Source organism: Anaerostipes faecis, assembly GCF_910574135.1.
GTDB classification, from domain to species: domain Bacteria; phylum Bacillota; class Clostridia; order Lachnospirales; family Lachnospiraceae; genus Anaerostipes; species Anaerostipes hominis.
Window position 1 is genome coordinate 26,018 of sequence record NZ_CAJSYK010000017.1, and the last position, 18,805, is coordinate 44,822.

At 44.7% G+C, this 18,805-nt stretch carries 24 protein-coding genes; 10 read left to right on the top strand and 14 right to left on the bottom strand.

Annotated features, from left to right (window positions below):
• Nucleotides 1–20 precede the first annotated feature (20 nt).
• A complete protein-coding gene (locus QGT46_RS11810) occupies nucleotides 21–497 on the top strand; it encodes a TspO/MBR family protein (RefSeq protein WP_024728879.1) in 477 nt (158 codons plus the stop codon).
• Here QGT46_RS11810 and yaaA read toward each other — a convergent pair.
• Nucleotides 494–1,243 (bottom strand): peroxide stress protein YaaA, encoded by a 750-nt coding sequence (gene yaaA, locus QGT46_RS11815; protein ID WP_301590959.1) that lies wholly within the window; start codon nucleotides 1,241–1,243, stop codon nucleotides 494–496. The two genes, QGT46_RS11810 and yaaA, sit on opposite strands and share 4 nt — an antisense overlap.
• Before the next feature lie 45 nt (nucleotides 1,244–1,288).
• Here yaaA and QGT46_RS11820 point away from each other — a divergent pair, with 45 nt between their 5' ends.
• A complete protein-coding gene (locus QGT46_RS11820; protein WP_024728881.1) occupies nucleotides 1,289–1,918 on the top strand; it encodes a TIGR01906 family membrane protein in 630 nt (209 codons plus the stop codon).
• Here the strand turns inward: QGT46_RS11820 and QGT46_RS11825 are convergent.
• Nucleotides 1,915–2,997: a glycerol dehydrogenase gene (locus QGT46_RS11825; RefSeq protein WP_024728882.1), complete on the bottom strand. Its 1,083-nt coding sequence runs from the start codon at nucleotides 2,995–2,997 to the stop codon at nucleotides 1,915–1,917. The two genes, QGT46_RS11820 and QGT46_RS11825, sit on opposite strands and share 4 nt — an antisense overlap.
• Before the next feature lie 227 nt (nucleotides 2,998–3,224).
• Here QGT46_RS11825 and QGT46_RS11830 point away from each other — a divergent pair, with 227 nt between their 5' ends.
• Nucleotides 3,225–4,271 (top strand): phosphatidylinositol-specific phospholipase C/glycerophosphodiester phosphodiesterase family protein, encoded by a 1,047-nt coding sequence (locus QGT46_RS11830; protein ID WP_148459560.1) that lies wholly within the window; start codon nucleotides 3,225–3,227, stop codon nucleotides 4,269–4,271.
• Between the two features lie 65 nt (nucleotides 4,272–4,336).
• Here the strand turns inward: QGT46_RS11830 and fucO are convergent, their stop codons facing one another.
• The 3 genes from fucO to QGT46_RS11845 all read right to left on the bottom strand — a co-directional run bounded on the left by fucO (nucleotide 4,337) and on the right by QGT46_RS11845 (nucleotide 7,133).
• Nucleotides 4,337–5,485, bottom strand: a complete 1,149-nt coding sequence (gene fucO, locus QGT46_RS11835) for a lactaldehyde reductase (protein ID WP_148459561.1) — start codon at nucleotides 5,483–5,485, stop codon at nucleotides 4,337–4,339.
• A 126-nt stretch (nucleotides 5,486–5,611) separates the two neighbouring features.
• Entirely contained in the window at nucleotides 5,612–6,166 is a 555-nt protein-coding gene (locus tag QGT46_RS11840) for a TetR/AcrR family transcriptional regulator C-terminal domain-containing protein (RefSeq protein WP_034550381.1), read from the bottom strand.
• A 10-nt stretch (nucleotides 6,167–6,176) separates the two neighbouring features.
• The gene (locus QGT46_RS11845; protein WP_270430421.1) at nucleotides 6,177–7,133 is read right to left on the bottom strand and encodes a DUF1848 domain-containing protein; all 957 of its coding nucleotides are present in this window, start codon (nucleotides 7,131–7,133) and stop codon (nucleotides 6,177–6,179) included.
• A 178-nt stretch (nucleotides 7,134–7,311) separates the two neighbouring features.
• On the opposite strand from QGT46_RS11845, the gene QGT46_RS11850 reads away from it, so the two are divergent.
• The 4 genes from QGT46_RS11850 to QGT46_RS11865 are packed head-to-tail and all read left to right on the top strand — an operon-like array spanning nucleotide 7,312 to nucleotide 10,519.
• A complete protein-coding gene (locus QGT46_RS11850; RefSeq protein WP_148459562.1) occupies nucleotides 7,312–7,749 on the top strand; it encodes an RrF2 family transcriptional regulator in 438 nt (145 codons plus the stop codon).
• The gene (locus QGT46_RS11855; protein ID WP_148459563.1) at nucleotides 7,746–9,131 is read left to right on the top strand and encodes an FAD-dependent oxidoreductase; all 1,386 of its coding nucleotides are present in this window, start codon (nucleotides 7,746–7,748) and stop codon (nucleotides 9,129–9,131) included. Before QGT46_RS11850 ends, QGT46_RS11855 begins: the two co-directional genes overlap by 4 nt.
• Nucleotides 9,119–9,790, top strand: a complete 672-nt coding sequence (locus tag QGT46_RS11860) for a cytochrome c biogenesis CcdA family protein (RefSeq protein ID WP_148459564.1) — start codon at nucleotides 9,119–9,121, stop codon at nucleotides 9,788–9,790. Before QGT46_RS11855 ends, QGT46_RS11860 begins: the two co-directional genes overlap by 13 nt.
• A gap of 9 nt (nucleotides 9,791–9,799) precedes the next feature.
• A complete protein-coding gene (locus QGT46_RS11865) occupies nucleotides 9,800–10,519 on the top strand; it encodes a TlpA family protein disulfide reductase (protein WP_148459565.1) in 720 nt (239 codons plus the stop codon).
• Nucleotides 10,520–10,565: 46 nt separating this feature from the next.
• Here the strand turns inward: QGT46_RS11865 and QGT46_RS11870 are convergent, their stop codons facing one another.
• The 6 genes from QGT46_RS11870 to QGT46_RS11895 form a co-directional block, all read right to left on the bottom strand.
• A complete protein-coding gene (locus tag QGT46_RS11870) occupies nucleotides 10,566–11,585 on the bottom strand; it encodes an NUDIX domain-containing protein (RefSeq protein WP_148459566.1) in 1,020 nt (339 codons plus the stop codon).
• A 28-nt stretch (nucleotides 11,586–11,613) separates the two neighbouring features.
• Nucleotides 11,614–12,336 carry a nitroreductase family protein gene (locus QGT46_RS11875; RefSeq protein ID WP_006567900.1) on the bottom strand — a complete coding sequence of 241 codons (723 nt, stop codon included), beginning with the start codon at nucleotides 12,334–12,336 and terminating at the stop codon, nucleotides 11,614–11,616.
• Complete coding sequence (locus tag QGT46_RS11880) at nucleotides 12,333–12,680, bottom strand: MmcQ/YjbR family DNA-binding protein (protein WP_006567901.1); 348 nt, start codon at nucleotides 12,678–12,680, stop codon at nucleotides 12,333–12,335. Before QGT46_RS11880 ends, QGT46_RS11875 begins: the two co-directional genes overlap by 4 nt.
• 107 nt (nucleotides 12,681–12,787) lie before the next feature.
• Nucleotides 12,788–13,366 carry a hypothetical protein gene (locus QGT46_RS11885; RefSeq protein ID WP_006567902.1) on the bottom strand — a complete coding sequence of 193 codons (579 nt, stop codon included), beginning with the start codon at nucleotides 13,364–13,366 and terminating at the stop codon, nucleotides 12,788–12,790.
• Between the two features lie 22 nt (nucleotides 13,367–13,388).
• Nucleotides 13,389–13,667 carry a hypothetical protein gene (locus QGT46_RS11890; protein WP_148459567.1) on the bottom strand — a complete coding sequence of 93 codons (279 nt, stop codon included), beginning with the start codon at nucleotides 13,665–13,667 and terminating at the stop codon, nucleotides 13,389–13,391.
• 285 nt (nucleotides 13,668–13,952) lie between these two features.
• On the bottom strand, nucleotides 13,953–14,486 hold the full coding sequence (locus QGT46_RS11895; RefSeq protein ID WP_006567905.1) for a GNAT family N-acetyltransferase: 534 nt from the start codon (nucleotides 14,484–14,486) through the stop codon (nucleotides 13,953–13,955).
• Between the two features lie 146 nt (nucleotides 14,487–14,632).
• On the opposite strand from QGT46_RS11895, the gene QGT46_RS11900 reads away from it, so the two are divergent.
• Both QGT46_RS11900 and QGT46_RS11905 read left to right on the top strand, forming a co-directional pair.
• Nucleotides 14,633–14,818, top strand: a complete 186-nt coding sequence (locus QGT46_RS11900; RefSeq protein WP_006567906.1) for a hypothetical protein — start codon at nucleotides 14,633–14,635, stop codon at nucleotides 14,816–14,818.
• A 12-nt stretch (nucleotides 14,819–14,830) separates the two neighbouring features.
• Nucleotides 14,831–15,091 (top strand): spore coat protein, encoded by a 261-nt coding sequence (locus QGT46_RS11905; RefSeq protein WP_006567907.1) that lies wholly within the window; start codon nucleotides 14,831–14,833, stop codon nucleotides 15,089–15,091.
• Between the two features lie 167 nt (nucleotides 15,092–15,258).
• Here QGT46_RS11905 and QGT46_RS11910 read toward each other — a convergent pair whose 3' ends face one another.
• Nucleotides 15,259–15,684 carry a hypothetical protein gene (locus QGT46_RS11910; protein WP_148459568.1) on the bottom strand — a complete coding sequence of 142 codons (426 nt, stop codon included), beginning with the start codon at nucleotides 15,682–15,684 and terminating at the stop codon, nucleotides 15,259–15,261.
• Between QGT46_RS11910 and QGT46_RS11915 the strand changes: the two genes are divergently transcribed.
• A complete protein-coding gene (locus tag QGT46_RS11915; protein WP_148459569.1) occupies nucleotides 15,664–17,751 on the top strand; it encodes a right-handed parallel beta-helix repeat-containing protein in 2,088 nt (695 codons plus the stop codon). The genes QGT46_RS11910 and QGT46_RS11915 overlap by 21 nt on opposite strands.
• A 120-nt stretch (nucleotides 17,752–17,871) precedes the next feature.
• On the opposite strand, the gene QGT46_RS17315 is transcribed toward QGT46_RS11915, so the two are convergent.
• Both QGT46_RS17315 and QGT46_RS11925 read right to left on the bottom strand, forming a co-directional pair.
• Nucleotides 17,872–18,186 (bottom strand): diguanylate cyclase domain-containing protein, encoded by a 315-nt coding sequence (locus tag QGT46_RS17315; RefSeq protein WP_334300624.1) that lies wholly within the window; start codon nucleotides 18,184–18,186, stop codon nucleotides 17,872–17,874.
• Entirely contained in the window at nucleotides 18,147–18,782 is a 636-nt protein-coding gene (locus tag QGT46_RS11925; protein ID WP_024728899.1) for an endonuclease III domain-containing protein, read from the bottom strand. The genes QGT46_RS17315 and QGT46_RS11925 overlap by 40 nt, the downstream gene beginning before the upstream one ends.
• Between the last annotated feature and the right edge of the window lie 23 nt (nucleotides 18,783–18,805).

Genomic DNA, 18,805 nt, shown 5'->3' on the forward strand with positions numbered 1-18,805 from the left:
AAAAGCCCCAGGTGTGTGTTATGAAACAATTATCAACGAAGCAGCTTTTAAAACTCTGCATCATTTTTCCCATTTTGGTCAGTCTGCTCTCCAGACTCCTGACACCCCGGATGGATGAGATTTTCCGTCAGCTGAATAAGCCTCCATTCGTTCCTGCCCCGTGGATCTTTTCCGTCGTATGGCTGATCCTCGATATTTTACTAGGACTGAGCCTTTACACCCTGCTGACCTCGGACATCACAGAGCAGGAGAAAAAACAGGGAATCAAGCTTTTTCTCGCCGTGTCCTTCTTTTTGTTCTTCTGGCCCATCATTTTCTTTGAATACGGACTGGTCTTTTTCTCCTTTGTCTGGATTCTGGCTCTGAATCTGCTCAATGCACTAATGTTCTATGTATTCCGAAAGTACAGCAAAAAATCTGCTTTTCTTCTGATCCCGTACATTGTCTGGTGCTTGTTTGCGGCGCTTTTAAACCTTGGATTCCTGATCGTCAACTAAAGCTTAGTCTCCCGCCGGATAAATACATACTTGGCTTCAGAAGACAGGGAAGGTTCATACTCGTATCCGTCCCAGTCAAACTCTTTGATATCCTCCGGCCGGTCAATCCTGTTCTTTACAATATGACGGACCATCTGCCCTCTGGCCATCTTGGCCCATGCCACGATGGTCCGGAGTTTTCCGCCTCTCATGGTGAGAAACTCCACGTCCACAAAACGATCCGGCCCATCCAGATATTTTTTCACAGTTTTGGCATACTCTTCAGAAGCCAGATTAAGGATCAGATCCTGTTCTCTATAAAGCTCCTTATATATCGCATCTCCCCAAAACCGGTACAGACCCTGTCCCGCTGTTTCTACTTTGCATCCCATCTCCAGACGGTACGGATGAATCGCATCTAAAGGCTTCAGCACTCCATACATTCCGCTTAAGATTCTCACATGCTTCTGGGCATATTTCATATCCCACCCGGTAAAATCTCCTGCGCCCACGTTCTGGAATACCAGGCCGTCATAAGTCATGAGGGCCGCACTTCCGTCCCCATTTTCAAAATTCTGTATATCTAAAAAAGCCTGAATTGCAATCTTTTCATTTACCTTCATCAAAGATTCAATCTCCCACGGCTTCAGTTTTTTCAATTCTTCATAAATCTGTCCTGTCTTTTCTGAAAATACAGGCTCTGTCAGCTTTCGCTGTTTTTCTTTCCTGACTTTCATGTTTTTTGCAGGTGAAATAATCGCTATCATGGTACTTCCTTGTGTTATAATGGGTTTCATGAAAGGCGGTGCATCATGAAACAATTTCTGCTTACAGTTTCTTTATCTATTTTCCTGATATCATTTTCGGTCGTATTTACACTGAATTTCCGGCCCCTTTACTATGCCGATATAAAGCTTCTTCATATCAGCCGGGAATCCGGACTCTCTGAAAAACAGATCAGAGAAAACTATGACCGGCTCATTGATTATAATTCTGTATTGTATAAAAAAGACCTGAAGTTTCCCTCTCTTCCCATGTCTGAGGAAGGAAAGATTCACTTTCAGGATGTAAAGCGTATTTTCTCTGGCCTCCAATACGCCTGTATCATCTCATTTATCATAATCCCTGCAGGCCTTTTATGGAAGCGGGAAAAAAAGGATTTCCATTTCTTAAAAAAGGCATCCGTCTCTGCCGCCGTGCTTCCGCTCCTTTTGGGAGCTCTGGTCTGGGCGGCCGGATGGGACAAGGCCTTCGTGACTTTTCACGAGCTGGCCTTCTCCAATGATTACTGGATCTTCGATGAGGCTTTCGACCCTGTCATCACCATCCTGCCGGATGCCTTCTTTCTTCACTGCGCCCTGCTGATGGCCGCAGTCCTTATTCTGTTATGTGCCGTCTGCTTCCTCGCAGGAAGACATCTGTGCCAAAGGCAGGAAGCTTAATAATATCTTCCCAGCGCGTCCGCCGCAATGATGGCCGCATATACATCCTCCGGTGTCACTTCAAACGGCATGTTGCCGAGAGTGTCATCCGGAGAGCATGCGAGGCGCGCTACTTCCATGATCTGTTCTTCTTTTACTTCCTTGATTCCCAAGTCTGCAAGGGTAGTCGGGAGTTCTGCTTCCTGACAGAATCCGAGGACTTCCTGAATCTCATCCTGATCCGCTCCTTCCAGAACCAGCTGTACCAGCGTTCCGAAGGCTACTTTTTCTCCATGGTATAATTCATGGGTTTCCGGAATTGCAGTTAAGCCGTTATGGATCGCATGTGCCCCTGCCAGACCGCCGCTCTCAAATCCGATTCCGGAAAGATAAGTATTTGCCTCTATGATATGTTCTACTGCCTTCGTGCAGATATTTTCACGGACAGCAAGTTTCGCATCAATCCCCTCATCAATCAAAGTTTCATAGCAAAGTTCAGCCAGTGCCATGGCCGCGCGTGTGATCTTTCCTCCCACACAGTTGGATGCGTCAGACTGTTTGCAGGCTCTCGCTTCAAAATAGGTTGCCAGAGCATCTCCCATACCGGCTACTAAAAGGCGTTCCGGAGCTTTGCTGACAATGTCGGTGTCCACCAGCACCATGTTCGGGCTTGCCGGCAGAAACAGGTACTTTTCAAAGACACCGTCATCCGTATAGATCACAGACAGTGCACTGCAAGGCGCATCGGTAGACGCAATGGTCGGCACAATGATGACTGGCTTTTTCATGTAATAAGCCACTGCCTTTGCGGTATCATGGATCTTTCCTCCGCCGATTCCGACGATGACTTCGCTTCCGGCCTTTTCACAAATGTCCATGACACGGTTGATCTCTGTCATACAGCACTCGCCGTTAAAAGCTTCATATGTAATCTTGGCATCTTTTTGCCCTTTTGCTATGGAAGGCTCCACTCTTTTTCTTCCGGACGGACTTGTCAGAACAAAAAGGTTGGTTCCATAGTTTTCCGCATATGTACAAAGGTTTTCCATCTCACCTTTTCCCTGGATATAACGGCTTGGACTTGCGATAATACTTGCCATAGTGATTTCCTCCTTGAATCCTTTGATTCTTCTGAATCATTTGAAAGGTTAACTAGCATCGATACATTTACTATACCATGAAGCTCTGCCGGAAATCCACCTCTGAATGTTAAAACTTTGTCACGCATACTGCTGATATACTTTTGATTTTTTGGTCTTCCTATGGTATAATACTTTTAACATAATTATTACAATTATATTACATCTTTTTTACAAAGGAAGGTTTCATGCTGAACAAGATAAAGATAAAGACAAAATCTGTCAAAAACGCCGTTAAAAAAGCAAAGCATCAACCGAGATATATCCGTGCAGTATTTGAACGAATCACACTGCGTCTGTCTTTTCTTTGCTTTCTTGGGATTATGATTTTTACTGGGTTTCATTTTTACCAGGATCGGCAGAAAAAAGTGAATGCCGCAAATGAAGCCAAACATCAGTCTGCTCAGAAAAAAGATTCCGGGCAGGAAAAGAAGAAACCACAGCAGTGGTATGAACACCGCGCGGTTGCCCATGCTCTTGGAGAGATCGATGGTAAGGAGTATACCAACTCTAAAGATGCGTTTTTAAATTCCTATCAAAATGGTTTCAGGGTTTTTGAAGCTGACCTGATGCAGACTGCGGATCATGTCATGGTCGCAAGGCATTATTGGGGAAAAGACTTGAGTGATCCGAAGAGCAAGGGAGGCAAACCTGTTTCCTATGCCAAGTTTAAAAATATTAAGCTGTACGGCAAATACACTCCTGTCTCACTAAAAGAACTCTTTGAACTGATGGACAAATATCCTGATACATATATTATGACGGACACCAAAGACAGTGATGCCGCAGCCGCAAAAAATGACTTCTCTGTCATTGTAAAGACAGCAAAAGAAATGAAGAAAGAATACCTTCTGGACCGGTTAATCGTACAGATTTACAATCAGCCAATGTATCATGCCATAAAACAGGTTCATCCGTTCCGTCACTTCCTTTATACCACTTATCAGCAGACAGATGTGGCATTCAGCAGGATGATCAGGTTCTGCACTGCCAACGGCATTGAAGCTGTCACTGTCCCTGTGAGCAGTGTCAATGATTACCGGATGAAGCTGCTAAATGACGCAGGCCTGTATTCTTTCACACATACTGTCAACAGTGTATATGAAGCCAAAGAATATATGAAACTCGGTGTCTATGGGGTTTATACAGATTTTCTGACAAATGCCGAGGTAGAAAAATGTTCTTTTTCTCTGAAGACAAAAGATTTCTTTGATAAAATTCAAAACGGAAAATAATCTTGCAAAAAGGACTGCCGCACTTTTTTCGTGCGCCAGTCCTTTCATTTCGTTTACGTAAATTCTTAAAGTAAAGATTTATAGATTGCAATAATATCTTCTAAACCTGCGTCTTTTGGATTTCCAGGTGCACACGCATCTGCCGCCGCTGACTCTGAAAGGAACTGAATATCCTCTTCTTTGACGATTTCTTTCAGATCCTGTGGAATTCCCACATCGATGGAAAGCTGTCTCACCGCGTCCACGGCAGCCTTCCTATATTCTTCCTGACTCATGTCTTTTGTGCCTTCCACACCCATGGCCTTGGCGATGTACTTATATTTATCCCCTGTGGCATCAGCATTATATTCCATGACAGCCGGAAGAAGAATGGCATTTGCAACACCGTGAGGTGTGTCATAGACTGCTCCCAGTGAATGAGCCATGGAGTGTACGATTCCCAGTCCTACATTTGAGAATCCCATTCCTGCCACATACTGTCCGAGAGCCATTCCCTCTCTGCCCTCTTCTGTGTTTTCCACTGCGCCCCGCAAATTCTGTGCGATCAGTTCAATCGCCTTCAGATGAAACATATCTGTCATTTCCCATGCATCTTTTGTAGTATATCCTTCGATCGCATGGGTAAGGGCATCCATTCCGGTTGCGGCAGTCAGGCCCTTCGGCATAGAGGACATCATGTCCGGATCGATAACGGCAATGACCGGAATATCATGGGTGTCTACACAGACGAATTTCCGCCTTTTTTCTACATCTGTGATAACGTAGTTGATCGTAACCTCGGCTGCTGTTCCCGCGGTCGTCGGAACTGCGATGATCGGAACAGACGGATTCTTTGTCGGCGCCACGCCTTCCAGACTCCGCACATCTTCAAATTCCGGATTTGCAATGATGATTCCGACAGCCTTGGAAGTATCCATAGAAGATCCGCCTCCAATGGCAATCAGATAATCTGCACCTGACTCCTTAAATGCAGCGACACCTGTCTGAACATTTTCAATAGTAGGATTTGGTTTAATGTTAGAGTAAACCTCATATTCATATCCCGCCTCGTCCAATACATCTGTTACCTTCTTCGTAACGCCGAACTTTACCAGGTCAGGGTCCGAACAGATGAATGCCTTTTTGAAGCCTCTTGCTCCCACTTCTGCTGCGATTTCCCGGACCGCACCTTTTCCGTGATAGGACGTTTCATTCAATACAATACGCTTTGCCATAACAACCTCCTTGAGATACCTTTGATTTATCGTGATTCTTTCATTATCAGTTTACCTCCCGGCGGAACAGGCAGACAAGTGACACATTTCCCATAATGTCAAAAAAGTGACACTTCCTTAAAAGTGTCACTTTTTAAAGTCGTTCAAAAGCTCTGCAAGTTCCGGAGGCAGGGCCCTGACCAGCAGTTCTGCCATATCCTCCGTGCTCCGCTTCATCCCACCGGTTACCCACTGTACAGTCATGGCAATGGACCCCCGGCAGTACATTTCCAGAAGAAACTCGATATCCGGCGGAATCTCTCTCTGATATTTCTTTTTTATAATGTCGGTGTAAAATTCATAGATAAAATCAAAATCATGCTGGAGCAGTGAATTGTGATCCTCAGATTTAAAGGCTGCCGTGAAGAAGCACCGTTCTCCTTTGATAAATTCAAATTTCTTGATCAGTCCTTCCCTGAGTGTAAGGCTCACGCCCATCTGCCGGAAGGATACAATGGCAAGCTTATCAAAATACCAGTTGATTAGATCATACTTGTCCTTAAAATTCCTGTAAAACGTCTGTCTTGTCACATCACACCGCTCTACGATCTGCTTTACCGTAATCCGGTCCACAGGCGTAAAAGCCATCAGCTCCCTGACGGCACCTGCCAGTTTATATTTTGTTTTTTCCGATGCATCCATGAAACTCACCTCATTTGTCCGCCAGGCTTTCCTCAAAAAAACTCAGCTGTGCAATGGCACAGGATTCGGCTTTTCTTTCCGTTATCTTATCGAATTGATCCGGCTCTCCGCAGAGCATCGTGGTATCCGGCCGGTACTGTGCCGCAGTTTGATTTACAGTTTCTCTGCTGTGGCTGGCATAACAATAAAGACAGCCTGCCGGGCAGGTATCATAACTTCCGATGTCAAAACTCTTTGCACATCCACACTCCGGCCTTTGATTTTTATCTTTGTCCACAGAAATCTTCATTCCAATGAGCTTTTCCACAAGTTCTCTGTCGATACAGCAGCCCTTCCTGATGCCAAAACATGAAAGGTCATAACCTTCTGCACAGGTCACCGTGGTCATACCGTGATTTCTCGCAGAGGTCCCTGCTCTCTGTGCAAATTGAAAGACTTCTTCCTCTGCAGGCCGGCGGATTCCCGCCTGGGCCATCTGTCTTTTTATTTTCCGGTATATATCTAAAAAACTGATCACTGCCTGTTTTGTATATCCCTCCAGGGCTTCTGCCATGGACTCAAATGTATGAATATGCCACTCTATAGAATAGTCTTTGCTGATCAGCACAGGATCATAGCGCCATATAACCCTCTCTTTCCCGATCTTTCCGGACAGCTCCTGAAACAGGGGAATCAATTCTTTTTTCTTATCGGGCATTCCCGGCTCTATATCCTTTCCGTATCCATTGAGTGTAAATTGAAAATAAAACGGATACTCTTTCAGCTCTCCTAAATACTTCATGAAATTTTCAGGGTTCTTTGTCCAGAACACGATACAGTCAATATTTTCTCTGGAAAGCAGAATTTTGCTGACTTGTTTTGGATTCACCGGATTCCTCACGAGCACGGAGCCGTCCCGAAGCCGGTTTATGAACCATTCACCATAAAAAGCCGGAACATCTGTCCTTCTGCTGACACTCAATATCATAAGCAGTCTCCCTGTCACATTCATTATCGCTGGTTCTTTCACTGGGTTCATTGTACCACGGTTTTTCAGCAGATTCCATATTTTCTTCTTGACATTCACAAATGTAACTGATACGATTACAGCATAAACTGTAACTTAAGTTATTACATATAGAATAAGTCAGAGGGGAAATCAACTTATGAACAGTGAATTTACGATAGCAGTCCACGCACTCGTTTTTTTAAACCATAAAGGAGAAAGCGTATCCAGCGACAAGCTGGCCGCTAATATCTGCACAAACCCGGCAAGAGTCCGGAAGATCATGGGGAAACTCAAGAAAAAGGGACTGATTTCTACAAAAGAAGGGGTAGTAGGAGGATATCTGTTTGACCTGGAGCCATCCAAGGTAACCCTTTATGATATCAGCAGTGCCCTGAATGTTCCGTTTGTCTCGTCTTCCTGGCGGAGCGGCAACAGCGATCTGCCCTGTCTGGTGGCTTCCGGAATGGCAGGCATTATGGATGACATTTACGGCAGCCTGGATCAGTTATGCAAAGATTATTTAAAACAGGTAACCATTCAGACCATCGATCAAAAGATCTTCGGTTCATCCAAATTAAAGGAGAATGAAAAATGAAAAAATATGACGCAGTAATCATTGGTTTTGGAAAAGGCGCAAAGACTCTGGCAGGCACGCTTGCCACAAATGGAAGGAAAGTCGCTCTTATTGAAAAGGATTCTAACATGTACGGAGGAACCTGCATCAACGTTGGATGTATCCCATCCAAATCATTTGTTGCGAGTGCAGCTTTTTCTGCAAAGCTTGATTCTTCTTTTGAAGAAAAGGCAAGGCTGTACCGGGAAGCCGTTGAAAAAAAGACAAAGCTGACAGATACATTACGGGATAAAAACTACCATAAGGTCGCAGACCTGGAAAATGCAGATGTTTATAACGGAACCGCTTCTTTTATAGACAGCAGGCATGTGGCCGTGGCGTTACAGGATGAGACACTGGAACTGGAAGCAGATCAGATTTTTATAAATACGGGAGCTCGCCCGTTTATCCCTCCGATTGAGGGTCTCTCTGACAGCCGGCGTGCGTATATCAGTGAGACCATGCTTTCTTTGGAGGAACTGCCGAAACACTTGGTCATCATCGGAGGCGGCTATATCGGCATGGAGTTTGCTTCTATCTACACGAACTTCGGCTCCAGGGTTACTGTCATCCAGGACGGGGAAGTATTCCTTCCGAGGGAGGACCGGGATATTGCCGATGCTGTTGCAGAGAGCTTAAAAGAACGCGGAGTAAAGCTGCTGCTCTCCACAAAAATAAACTCTGTCCGCGATGAAGAAGCTAAAACGATTGTGTCTGTGAAAACACCGGAGGGCGATGAAAAAATTTCAGCAGATGCCGTTCTTGTGGCTACAGGACGCCGCCCTAATGTAAACGATCTGAATCTGGAAGCTGCCGGTGTGGAATTGACTCCCAGCGGTGCTGTCAGGACAGATGAATTTCTTCAGACAAATGTTCCGGGCATCTATGCCATGGGTGATGTGGTCGGAGGTCTTCAGTTCACATATATTTCCCTGGATGATTTCCGCATTGTGAAATCACAGATTCTGGGAGATAAAAAACGAAACGTAAATAACCGGGGCGCCGTGCCGTACAGTGTCTTTTTAGATCCTCCGTTTTCCAGAGTCGGACTGAGCGAGTCAGAGGCCAGAGACCAGGGTTATGAATTCAAAATTGCAAAACTCCCCGCTGCTGCCATCCCTAAGGCAAATGTTCTCGGACAAAAAACCGGGCTTTTAAAAGTCGTAATCGATACGAAGACAAACGAGATTTTAGGTGCTCATCTGTTCTGCGCCGAATCCCACGAAATTATCAACCTGATCAAACTCGCCATGGATGCACACCTTCCCTATACTGTGCTGAGAGATACAATCTACACCCATCCGACCATGAGCGAGGCACTCAACGACTTATTTAATATCCAGGAGACTTTATGCAGTATTTAATTTCATTTTTAGAAGGCATCATAACCTTTATATCCCCCTGTCTGCTGCCGATGCTCCCTATCTATATCTCATATTTTGCAGGAGAGACAACGGACCGCCCAAGGCACAAAGCTTTGCCCAATGCCATAACGTTTGTTGCAGGCTTTACCCTGATTTTTATCTTTCTGGGCGCCTTCGCGGGCACTCTTGGAGGGCTGCTCACCTCACATAAAATGATCGTGAACATAATTACCGGCCTGATTGTCATCATCTTTGGGCTGAATTTTACCGGAGCGCTTAACACAGGCTTTTTAAACAGTACAAAACGCAGCTCTATGGAAATGAAAAAACATTCCCTTGCATCATCTTTCTTATTCGGGATCGTTTTTTCCATCGGCTGGACCCCATGTGTAGGGGCGTTTCTTGGCTCCGCACTGATGATGGCGTCGCAGCAGGGCTCCATGGCAGAAGGCATCCTCATGCTGTTTCTCTACTCAATGGGTCTGGGCATTCCGTTCATTCTCAGCGCCGTGCTCATTGAGCGACTGATGGGAGCCTTCAGCTGGATCAAGTCACACTACGGCATCATCACAAAAGTTTCCGGAATTCTGCTTATTATCGTGGGATGCGTGATGATGTTCGGAATGATGGACCGCTTTTTATCATTCTTGACATTTTAGGAGGGATCTATGAAACAACAAACAAAACTGATAGGGATCATTGTCATACTCATTGCACTTTTAGCAGGCGCTTTTGTCCTCTACCAGAATCTGAGCAAAAAATATAAGGCAGATACCGCTTCCAAAGAAACATCTTCCGGGGATGCTACAGAAAAACAGGAAGCTGTCACTGCCCCGGACTTCAACGCAGAGAACGCCGATGGAAAATCCATAAACTTCTTTTCTCTCACCGGCAAAAAACCCATTGTGTTAAATTTCTGGGCCAGCTGGTGTCCGCCGTGCAAACAGGAGATGCCCGGTTTTGAGGCCATGTATAAGAAATATTCCGACAAAGTCAATTTTGCCATGGTCAACATGACCGACGGAGCAAGGGAAACAAAGAAAAAAGCCTCCTCCTTTATCAGAAAGCAGGGTTATACTTTCCCTGTTTACTATGATACTGAACAGGAAGCTGCCTATAACTATCAGGCAGAGTCTCTCCCCACAACCTACTTTATCAACCGGGACGGAGAAATTGTTTCCGGAGCCAGGGGCGCTATGGAAGAGAGTGCCCTGGAGGCACAGATCAAAAAACTGTTAGAAGAACAAAGTGAGCAAGCCCACTTCAACGCCCCAACCCCTCACTCTTTGAGGGGCTTGACAACTTTGCGTGCCAGATGCAATTTGCCGCGGGCAAATAATTTCCTTACGCATCTGTGTACAACCCGCGGAGCGTTTTTTATTACTTAGAAAAGGAGCGGAACTGACTCATCCATTGTCAGTATCGCTCCTCTTATTATTTACACCCCATGAACTCTCCGAGCATCTTGATCTCATCCGCGAAAATACAGTGTCTGATCTCACCGTTCCGGGCTTTTTCTTCAAATTCTCCGAAGTCCATCCAGAGAACAGAATCCACTTCTTCCTTCTGCAGCCGGAACTGTTCTTCCGCAAGATCTGTCTCATATACGTAAACTGCACTCAGCTCATGGTTATGAAACGGCTTTCCGTGAAAGATATCCTTTACGACGGAATCTCTCATTCCTATAAACTTAAATTCTTCCGGCTCTGCCGTTACTCCCAGTTCTTCGGAAAGTTCCCGCACCGCAGTGTTCAGATAATCATCCCCTGCCGCCATGTGGCCTGCTGATGACACATCATAATACCCAGGAAATGCGTCCTTTTCTTTGCTGCGCTTTTGCAGCAGGACATCAAATCCGTTTTGTTTCCTGCGCACCAGCCAGATATGGGAAGTCCCGTGGAGATCACCGCCCGTGTGCACAATTGATCTTTCCTTTACGATCCCTGTAGGTTTCCCGTCCGAAGTCAATATATCAAAAAGTTCCATATCTTCGCCGTTTAGACAAGCCTGTCTAAGGCAGTCCCCCTGATAGACAAGCTTCAGCGAAAAGAAAGGTCCATTCTCAGCCAGCAGCTTAAAAAAAATCTTGTCCCCCTCCCAAAGGTTCAGGTCCAAAATATCCTTCTTATCCACCCATTCTAAGACCCCTTCATTGCAGGCGGTCAACTCCCCCTTAAATCCGTCTGCCGTAAAAAGGCTGATGTATTCCATCGGCCAGTCGTCACAGAGAAACGTAAGAATACCTCTAAACTTCCAGGACGTAAGCTTAAGCCCCGTCTCTTCTTTTACCTCTCTTAACAGGCAGTCCTCCGGGCTTTCTCCGTATTCAAAATGTCCTCCCACGCCGATCCACTTGTCCTTATTAACATCGTGTTTTTTCACGGTCCGGTGAAGCATTAAATATTTCTCATCTTTTTCTATATAACACAGCGTTGAAAATTTTGTCTTGCTCATCGATCATCCATCCTGTTTTTATTCTCTGTCAATAACGGAATTCTGCTCCGTTTCCTAATTCCCAGTATCCTGTTTTTTCCGCTCCCAGCTCAAAATGAAGCTTTGCGATCCCCATATCAATCTCTTCAAATCCATTTTTGACCTTCACATGGGCTGTAAACTTTCCATCCTTCCACCGAAATTCCACCGGCTGTGCATTCAGGGCAGACGGGGCCTTCTCAACTGCTTCCATCCCCTGCATGATCCAGTCCGGAATCTTTTCTTCTGTCTTGAGCATCTGATCTGCTTTTTTCCCTTTTTTCTTTACAAAAGAAGAGATCATCTTTTCTTTCGTCCTCTTATCCGCCTCTACATATCCAACCGTAATGACCGCCTCAAGGCTCTCTCCCTGTTCTAAATCGCACACACAGCTGTCCTTCTTATATGTACTGCCCACCCAGCATGTGCCGAGTCCGGTAGCAGCAGCCAAAAGGACCAGCTTTTCACCGTAATAGCCCAGCTTTTCTTTTAAATCGGGATCGTCTTTTCTGCCCGCCATTGCAATGAATCCATGCACATTTTTAAACATGCCGTAGCTCATTTTAATCTTGGAAATGTTGCCCTCATCTGTGATGAGCTGCAGATGGAGCCCCTGTTCCTTATTGATTTCCCGGATCATCTGAAACAACGGCTTTGCATCTTTTTCCCTTATATATTCCGGAAGGTACGTCCTTCTGGAACATCTTATGTTGATTGCTTCTCTCGTATTCATTTCTGCCTCCTTATGCCTGCTTGAATCAAATCGTAGCTCTCCCCGATCATGCGTTTGATATCCTCATCCGGCACTGAACCGTCAAGAATGATGGAATTCCAATATTTTTTGTTCATATGAAAGGCCGGCACAACAGAATCATAAGTCTCTCTCCATACCAAGATCCACTCCGGATCACACTTTATATTGACCCAGATATGTCCGTTCCGTTCAAAAATAAAAGCAAATGTCTTTTTATTCATCTCATGTCTCATGAGTGTCCAGTTGCTGTCATGAAACGGATAGTCTTCATAAACCTGCTTCAGTGACATGCAGAATTCAATCACTTCTTTTCTTGTTCTCATACCCCGGGCCTCCTTTCCATAGCCTTTTTATTATAACACTGATTCTTGATTTTTGCCCGGAAAAAGAAGAAACAGACAGAAAAATGCTGTCTGCTTCTTAATATTTGCTAATATTTTTTTATCGTAAATGCGGTCGTCTGAGGCGGAATGCTTGCGGTCATAAAATCAGCATGTTCTACCCGTACCCGGTCGCCCTGTTTTAAGTCCCTAAGCCGTATTCTGCTTCCCTGGCGGTCCAGAATCGGAGTATTCTCTGTGACTACAAAACGGATCTGGCTTTCCGGTTTTCCGGGTATTCCTGTGTACAGGAAACCGTTGTGCAGATCAACCCCTGCCACTCTCCCGTCGGTAACCGCTGTCCCGCAGGGATTGCTTTTCACAATGATCCTGTATGCTCTGGCCTGGGGTGGAATACTTTTTGTCATAGCCTTTGAGATCCAGGCATCGACCGTCATGCCTTCCTTCAGATCCCTGGAAGTAATTCTTTTCCCGTCGCTGCAGTGGATCAATGTATGCTCATCCACAATCATTACAACGACGGACTGAATTCTGCTGTCTTTCTGAAGTCTGCACACTGTTTTGACGTAATCTGCGTCACCCGAATGCATGATATTTTCAATGGTCCCGCCCTGGATATTGATTGTTTCTCCCTGATCCGAATCCCATATATTTTCACAAAAGCTCATGCTTATACAGTTCCTTTTTCTTTTATATTATGCAGAAATATAATTTTGTGAAGTTTTTTACTGTATTTTCCTGAAAAATATTCTTCCAAATACGCTTTTGCACTTTTTTATCCTGAATCTCTTTTTTGACATATGTAAAATATTCCAATGCATCCTGCCAGTCCTTTGTACTGAAGCTTTCCGCATCAATTTTATTCAAAATCCGGCTTATTTCTCTGTCTTTCTGCCTGTCTCTGAGTTCCGAAAGATATGCACATCTGCTTTTCTCTGCTAAAAAATCCAACAGTCCCTGATCTGCCATCTTCTATATCCTCCCATTCTCTGTATCTCCCTGTACTTTTGTCCGTAAAGAACGCCTGGTGATTAAAGCAGACTTTTTTTGAGTATTTTCAGCTTTTCCATCACCACCATCTGCCAGTCAATATTCTGGTCTTTGGCAGACACTCTAACATATCCAAACACACGATGTTTTCCTGATTCCATAAATTCATTCCCCCCTATATACTGTAGGTTAAAAATCTACTCCTATAAAGTATCACAAGAAAGAATCAATCTTATACTCGGAGGGTGTGCCCTGTGGGGATCTTTAAGCTTGTATCTCATACACTGTCTCAAAAATCTGCTGTTTCATCCGTTCAAAATCTTCTTTCGATGACTTCTTTGGATATGTCATATTTTTCAGCAGCAGAGAGGATTGTCCCTGCTGGAGATCCGGCTGTATATAATCAAAATCATTGAGGCAGAACCCGGCTCTTTCGTAAAATCCTATCCTTCTCCTTGCCAAGTCTGTTCCCGGCTCTTCTACTTCCAAAAACACTGTTTTTTCCGTATTATTCAAAAAATCATTCAGGAGCATTCCCCCGATTCCATTTCCCCTTAAGGATGCATCAACCGCAAAATGCTCTATAAAAACGAATGTGTCAAACTCCCACACGGCGAGAAGGCCATGGATTTCGCTTTCTTGTTTCACTGTATAAAGCTGATACGCCGAACGGCCGAGAAGGTTTCTCTGACCTTCTTCATTTCTTATTTCACTTGGCGGAAAAGCCTCTGTCATCAGTTCATAAATTTTTGAAAATTTTTCTGCTTCTGCCTTTTCCCATTGATAGATATGCCTCAAAATAAAACCTCCATAAAAAATTCATTCATTTTTTAATTAAATTTTATTACAAAATCAATCAAATTTATACAGCTGCTTTCATTTCGCATACTATAAAAATTGTTTGGGATACTAAAGAGGTAATAAATTTTAAAGGAGGCATTACAATGGCAAATATATCTATGTTAGATTTACAGAACCTTCGTCACTTAATCGGCGGTTTTGACACCACACACTGCAAAATGCAGGCTTATGCAGACCAGGCGACAGATCCCGCTCTGAAAAAATTCTTTCAGCAATCCGCTCAGTCAGCAATGGACAGTAAACAAAAATTAATGCAGTTTCTTAAGTAAGGAGGAAGCAAAATGTTAGATGATAAGACAATGGTAGCCGATACGCTTGCCGGCGTAAACGGAGAGCTGACAAGGTACGGCGGAATGATCGCCCAGTCGGAAAACCAGGAATTAAAGCAGACATTAAAACAGATGAGGAACCAGTGTGAAATGTCTCAGGAAGAGATTTATAAGCTTGCCAGAGAACGTGAGTATTATGTTCCTGCAGCACCTGCCACTCAGGAAGAAATAGATCATGTAAAATCTCTGTTCCCACAGGATAAAATGTTTTAAGTAAATTTATTTAAGAAAAGCGGCATCCAAAATATTAGGTTTGTGATCAGCCCCTTGTCAAGTAGACAGATGAAATATCTAAAATAAAGTGCCGGAAATGGTCATGTACATGCATGGCCATTTCCTATGCACACCATTTTTCTTTATATTTTTCAATGCGCGGACTTTTACATAATATCTTTTTTAGCCTTCAGTTTCTTCAATGGATAATAGAGATTCAGCCTGCTGGATAGGATACCATCATTTGAAAAAACAATAGTTTTATCCTTTCCTTTGATTGCATCAAAGAAAGCCTTCTTTGCGGTATAGCTGCTGTTGGAGAAATTGATCATGGCATCTTTTATGTCTATTCTATTATTTCCATTGTTTATGACACATTTTTGATTTAAATCACCGGCCTGATCAGCAATCCTTACACCAGATATCTCATATGCTCCTGAAGGGGCCTTAGATGAAATTGGAATATTAAAAGTATATTTACCTGAAAATTTGGGCGAGTTTGACCATTCCCCTTGCCTGTTATTTCTGCATATACTAAATATAAGATTGAACTGAAAAAAGCAGGTGATATTTTGACTCCAGTCTCCAATCAAACTGAGCTTCTGAACGCTGTGGCTTCCAAAGAAACTCACATTCAGGCAGTCTCAGATTTCACAGTCTCCAAACAGATCACTGTCCGCTGTTCCCTGACACTCACTGGCTGTTCCGATGAATGTCCGGTCTCCCTTTATAAGGATGCTTCCTTTCCCTCTGCTATGTTTCATGTTTCAGAAGGAGGCAGCCTCACCCTTCAAAACATTGTGTTAGACGGTCAAAAGGAACTCCATTCCGGCAGAGATCCTATGAACCGTTCCTTAATATTGATTTCGGGCGGTACGCTCATTCTGAAACACGGTACAGTTCTCCGAAACAACCATTCCTATACAGAAGGGGGAGGCGTTTATTTTTCAGGCATCGGTTCCCTTCCAAACAATTTCCTGATGACCGAAGATTCGCAGATTTCGGGCTGCTCCTCCAGACTCTGCGGAGGAGCTGTTATGGCCGCTGTCAAACATCCCGATGATAAACTTTCAATCCTGGGACGCGCTTTGATCACCCACAATACTGCGGCCCACGGCGCCGGGATCTATCTTCGCTCTTTTGAAAAGCGGGCGGGAAGCATCCTCACCGTTTCTGACTCGGCAGCCATAACTGATAACATTGCCCTGGGATGCGGTGGCGGCATCAATTTCTCAGGCTTCCGTGAAGATGCTGAAATACCTTCTTCCCTCACAGTGTCAGGTAATGTGAGGATCTCCGGAAATGCCTCTGCTTACGGGGGAGGTATTTACTTCTTCGGCTGCAGTGAGGAAGATCAGCTGGATATCGAAAAGGACTCTGTCCTCTCTGAAAACAGTGCAAAAGAAAACGGGGGAGGTCTCTGCCTGGTTTCCCAAACAGGTGCCTCAGTTACAGTAAATGAATGTTCTATTTCCAAAAACAAAGCCGATGGACAGGGCGGAGGCATTTCACTCACTAATCGTTCTTCAAAAAAATCTGTCCGCCTGGCACTGATGAATTCTGATATAAAGGGAAACCGGGCGGCTTCCTGCGGCGGAGGCATTGTTTTTAGTGCAGGCAGCGGAGAATTTTCCTTTCATCTTACAGACAGCAGGATTTTTGAAAATATTTCTTCTTCTGACGGCGGCGGTATTGCCATGAGTTCATCCGGCAGCGGCATTGTCAATGTGTCACAGACTTCATTTTCCAGAAACACCGCAAAAAAATCCGGCGGCGGGCTGGCCTTTCTGTCTGAGTCTTCATCTAAAGCAAAAAATCTCTCCCTGACATCGGCAGAGTTTATCAAAAATCAGGCAGGATCAGGCGGAGGAATCTTTCTTGATTCCAAAGAAGGCGCTGCGGATGCAAACCTATATGACTGTATCATCGAGGACAATACGGCTCGTTTTGGGTACGGCGGCGGTATCCTGTCCCATGGCTTTGGCAATATTGTAAGTTTAAGAGGCACCACACGGCTTTCACAAAACCTTGCCAAGAAAGCAGGAGTCGGTATCTCTCTTGAATGCGGCAGTTCTCTTATTCTTGAGGAAGGACCAAATTTATATGACGGCTTTTTCCTCAAAGATGCGGATACTCATCTCTACCTGCAGAACACCCTCCATCCCAATGCATGTATCCGTCTTGAGAATTCCGAATATATTTCTCCAAACAAGGAAGGAAATCCAATCGTCATCTGTGCCCCTTTATCCGAATATTTCGGTCTTCAGCCTTCGGACGCCGAAAAATTTCGGATGCCGTCCCACGGGTTTAACGGCTGGGAATTCCGTCTAAATCCTGACCGAACTTTTGTCCTGCTGGCTCCCGTCCGTTTCAGGATACGCTATGAGAACCTGTTGGAATCCTCAAACACCAACCCAGTTTTTTATACGACAGATTCACCTGATCTCATCCTGAATCCTCCGGAAGAACTTCCGGGCCTTGCCTTCCTCGGATGGTATGACGATCCATTCGGCGGAAAACAGATAAATATGATCCCCCATGGAAGCACGGAGCATTACACGCTCTATGCCAGATGGAAACCAGAACCCGTGGGGTTAAAGTCCCTTCCCCTTTTCAGGAAACGATTTCCTCTTTCTCTTCTGAGCAAAAGAAAGCATTAAAATAAGGGAGTAAATCACAGTACGATTTACTCCCTTCTCCATACAGTTTATGATCGGCCAGAAATTGTATATCCGTTTTTTCCTCTCTGCTTTGTCTTGTAGAGAACCGCATCCGCATGATTATACAGCGAGACAAAGTCTGTTCCGCCCCAGAATATCATTTTCACGGATATGCCCTCGTATAACTGTTATAAACTCTTTAATAGCCATATCCCTAAACACATGGCCGAACCGGCCGTTGGCCTGCTTAAAGTTATCAATATCCAACAGGAAAAAGGCATACATGGCAACCTGATTTTTGACAAGACCTTCCCGATACACCTTTCTGCAGCATTGGTTTTGAATAACTTTTGTTTCTTCATGCCGGCTCCTCCTCCCAGTCCTCTGTCCCGACACTATAATCCTTCTTTGGGGCATATATCCTTCAGACAGCATACCTCACAGTGTGGCTTTGTCCTTGCAGTACAGATATCCCTTCCGAGAAATACCAGCCTGTGGCAGAAGTCGCTTCCTTCTTCGGGAGGTATGATCTCCCAGAGTGCCATCTCTACTTTTTTTGGATCTTTGATCTGATCCACCAGTCCCATGCGGTTCACCAGCCGGATGCAGTGAGTATCCGTGACGATTGCAGGTTCTCCGAAAACATCGCCCATCACAAGGTTGGCGCTCTTACGTCCTACCCCCGGAAGTTTCATCAGAGCCTTAAAGTTATCCGGAATTCCGCCGCCGTATTCGTCTCTCAATATTTTCATACAGGCACTGATATCTCTCGCCTTACTTCGTCCAAGCCCACACGGCCTGACGATCGCCTCTATGTCCGCCGGATCTGCTTCTGCCAGAGCATTCACATCCGGATATTTTTCATATAAATCCTGAACAACCACATTGACTCTGGCATCTGTACACTGTGCCGCCAGACGCACGCTCACCAGCAGTTTCCATGCCTGGTCATAATCCAAAGTACACCCTACATCAGGATACTCCTTTTTCAGCCTCTCTATGATCTCCAACGCTAATTTGTCTTTTGTCATATTGTACTCCTCTATTTCTATTA

Coding starts and splice junctions, on each gene's coding strand:
- QGT46_RS11810 (WP_024728879.1), top strand. CDS start 21: ATGAAACAATTATCAACGAAGCAGCTTTTAAAACTCTGCATCATTTTT.
- yaaA (WP_301590959.1), bottom strand. CDS start 1,243: ATGATAGCGATTATTTCACCTGCAAAAAACATGAAAGTCAGGAAAGAA.
- QGT46_RS11820 (WP_024728881.1), top strand. CDS start 1,289: ATGAAACAATTTCTGCTTACAGTTTCTTTATCTATTTTCCTGATATCA.
- QGT46_RS11825 (WP_024728882.1), bottom strand. CDS start 2,997: ATGGCAAGTATTATCGCAAGTCCAAGCCGTTATATCCAGGGAAAAGGT.
- QGT46_RS11830 (WP_148459560.1), top strand. CDS start 3,225: ATGCTGAACAAGATAAAGATAAAGACAAAATCTGTCAAAAACGCCGTT.
- fucO (WP_148459561.1), bottom strand. CDS start 5,485: ATGGCAAAGCGTATTGTATTGAATGAAACGTCCTATCACGGAAAAGGT.
- QGT46_RS11840 (WP_034550381.1), bottom strand. CDS start 6,166: ATGGATGCATCGGAAAAAACAAAATATAAACTGGCAGGTGCCGTCAGG.
- QGT46_RS11845 (WP_270430421.1), bottom strand. CDS start 7,133: ATGATATTGAGTGTCAGCAGAAGGACAGATGTTCCGGCTTTTTATGGT.
- QGT46_RS11850 (WP_148459562.1), top strand. CDS start 7,312: ATGAACAGTGAATTTACGATAGCAGTCCACGCACTCGTTTTTTTAAAC.
- QGT46_RS11855 (WP_148459563.1), top strand. CDS start 7,746: ATGAAAAAATATGACGCAGTAATCATTGGTTTTGGAAAAGGCGCAAAG.
- QGT46_RS11860 (WP_148459564.1), top strand. CDS start 9,119: ATGCAGTATTTAATTTCATTTTTAGAAGGCATCATAACCTTTATATCC.
- QGT46_RS11865 (WP_148459565.1), top strand. CDS start 9,800: ATGAAACAACAAACAAAACTGATAGGGATCATTGTCATACTCATTGCA.
- QGT46_RS11870 (WP_148459566.1), bottom strand. CDS start 11,585: ATGAGCAAGACAAAATTTTCAACGCTGTGTTATATAGAAAAAGATGAG.
- QGT46_RS11875 (WP_006567900.1), bottom strand. CDS start 12,336: ATGAATACGAGAGAAGCAATCAACATAAGATGTTCCAGAAGGACGTAC.
- QGT46_RS11880 (WP_006567901.1), bottom strand. CDS start 12,680: ATGAGAACAAGAAAAGAAGTGATTGAATTCTGCATGTCACTGAAGCAG.
- QGT46_RS11885 (WP_006567902.1), bottom strand. CDS start 13,366: ATGAGCTTTTGTGAAAATATATGGGATTCGGATCAGGGAGAAACAATC.
- QGT46_RS11890 (WP_148459567.1), bottom strand. CDS start 13,667: ATGGCAGATCAGGGACTGTTGGATTTTTTAGCAGAGAAAAGCAGATGT.
- QGT46_RS11900 (WP_006567906.1), top strand. CDS start 14,633: ATGGCAAATATATCTATGTTAGATTTACAGAACCTTCGTCACTTAATC.
- QGT46_RS11905 (WP_006567907.1), top strand. CDS start 14,831: ATGTTAGATGATAAGACAATGGTAGCCGATACGCTTGCCGGCGTAAAC.
- QGT46_RS17315 (WP_334300624.1), bottom strand. CDS start 18,186: ATGCTGTCTGAAGGATATATGCCCCAAAGAAGGATTATAGTGTCGGGA.
- QGT46_RS11925 (WP_024728899.1), bottom strand. CDS start 18,782: ATGACAAAAGACAAATTAGCGTTGGAGATCATAGAGAGGCTGAAAAAG.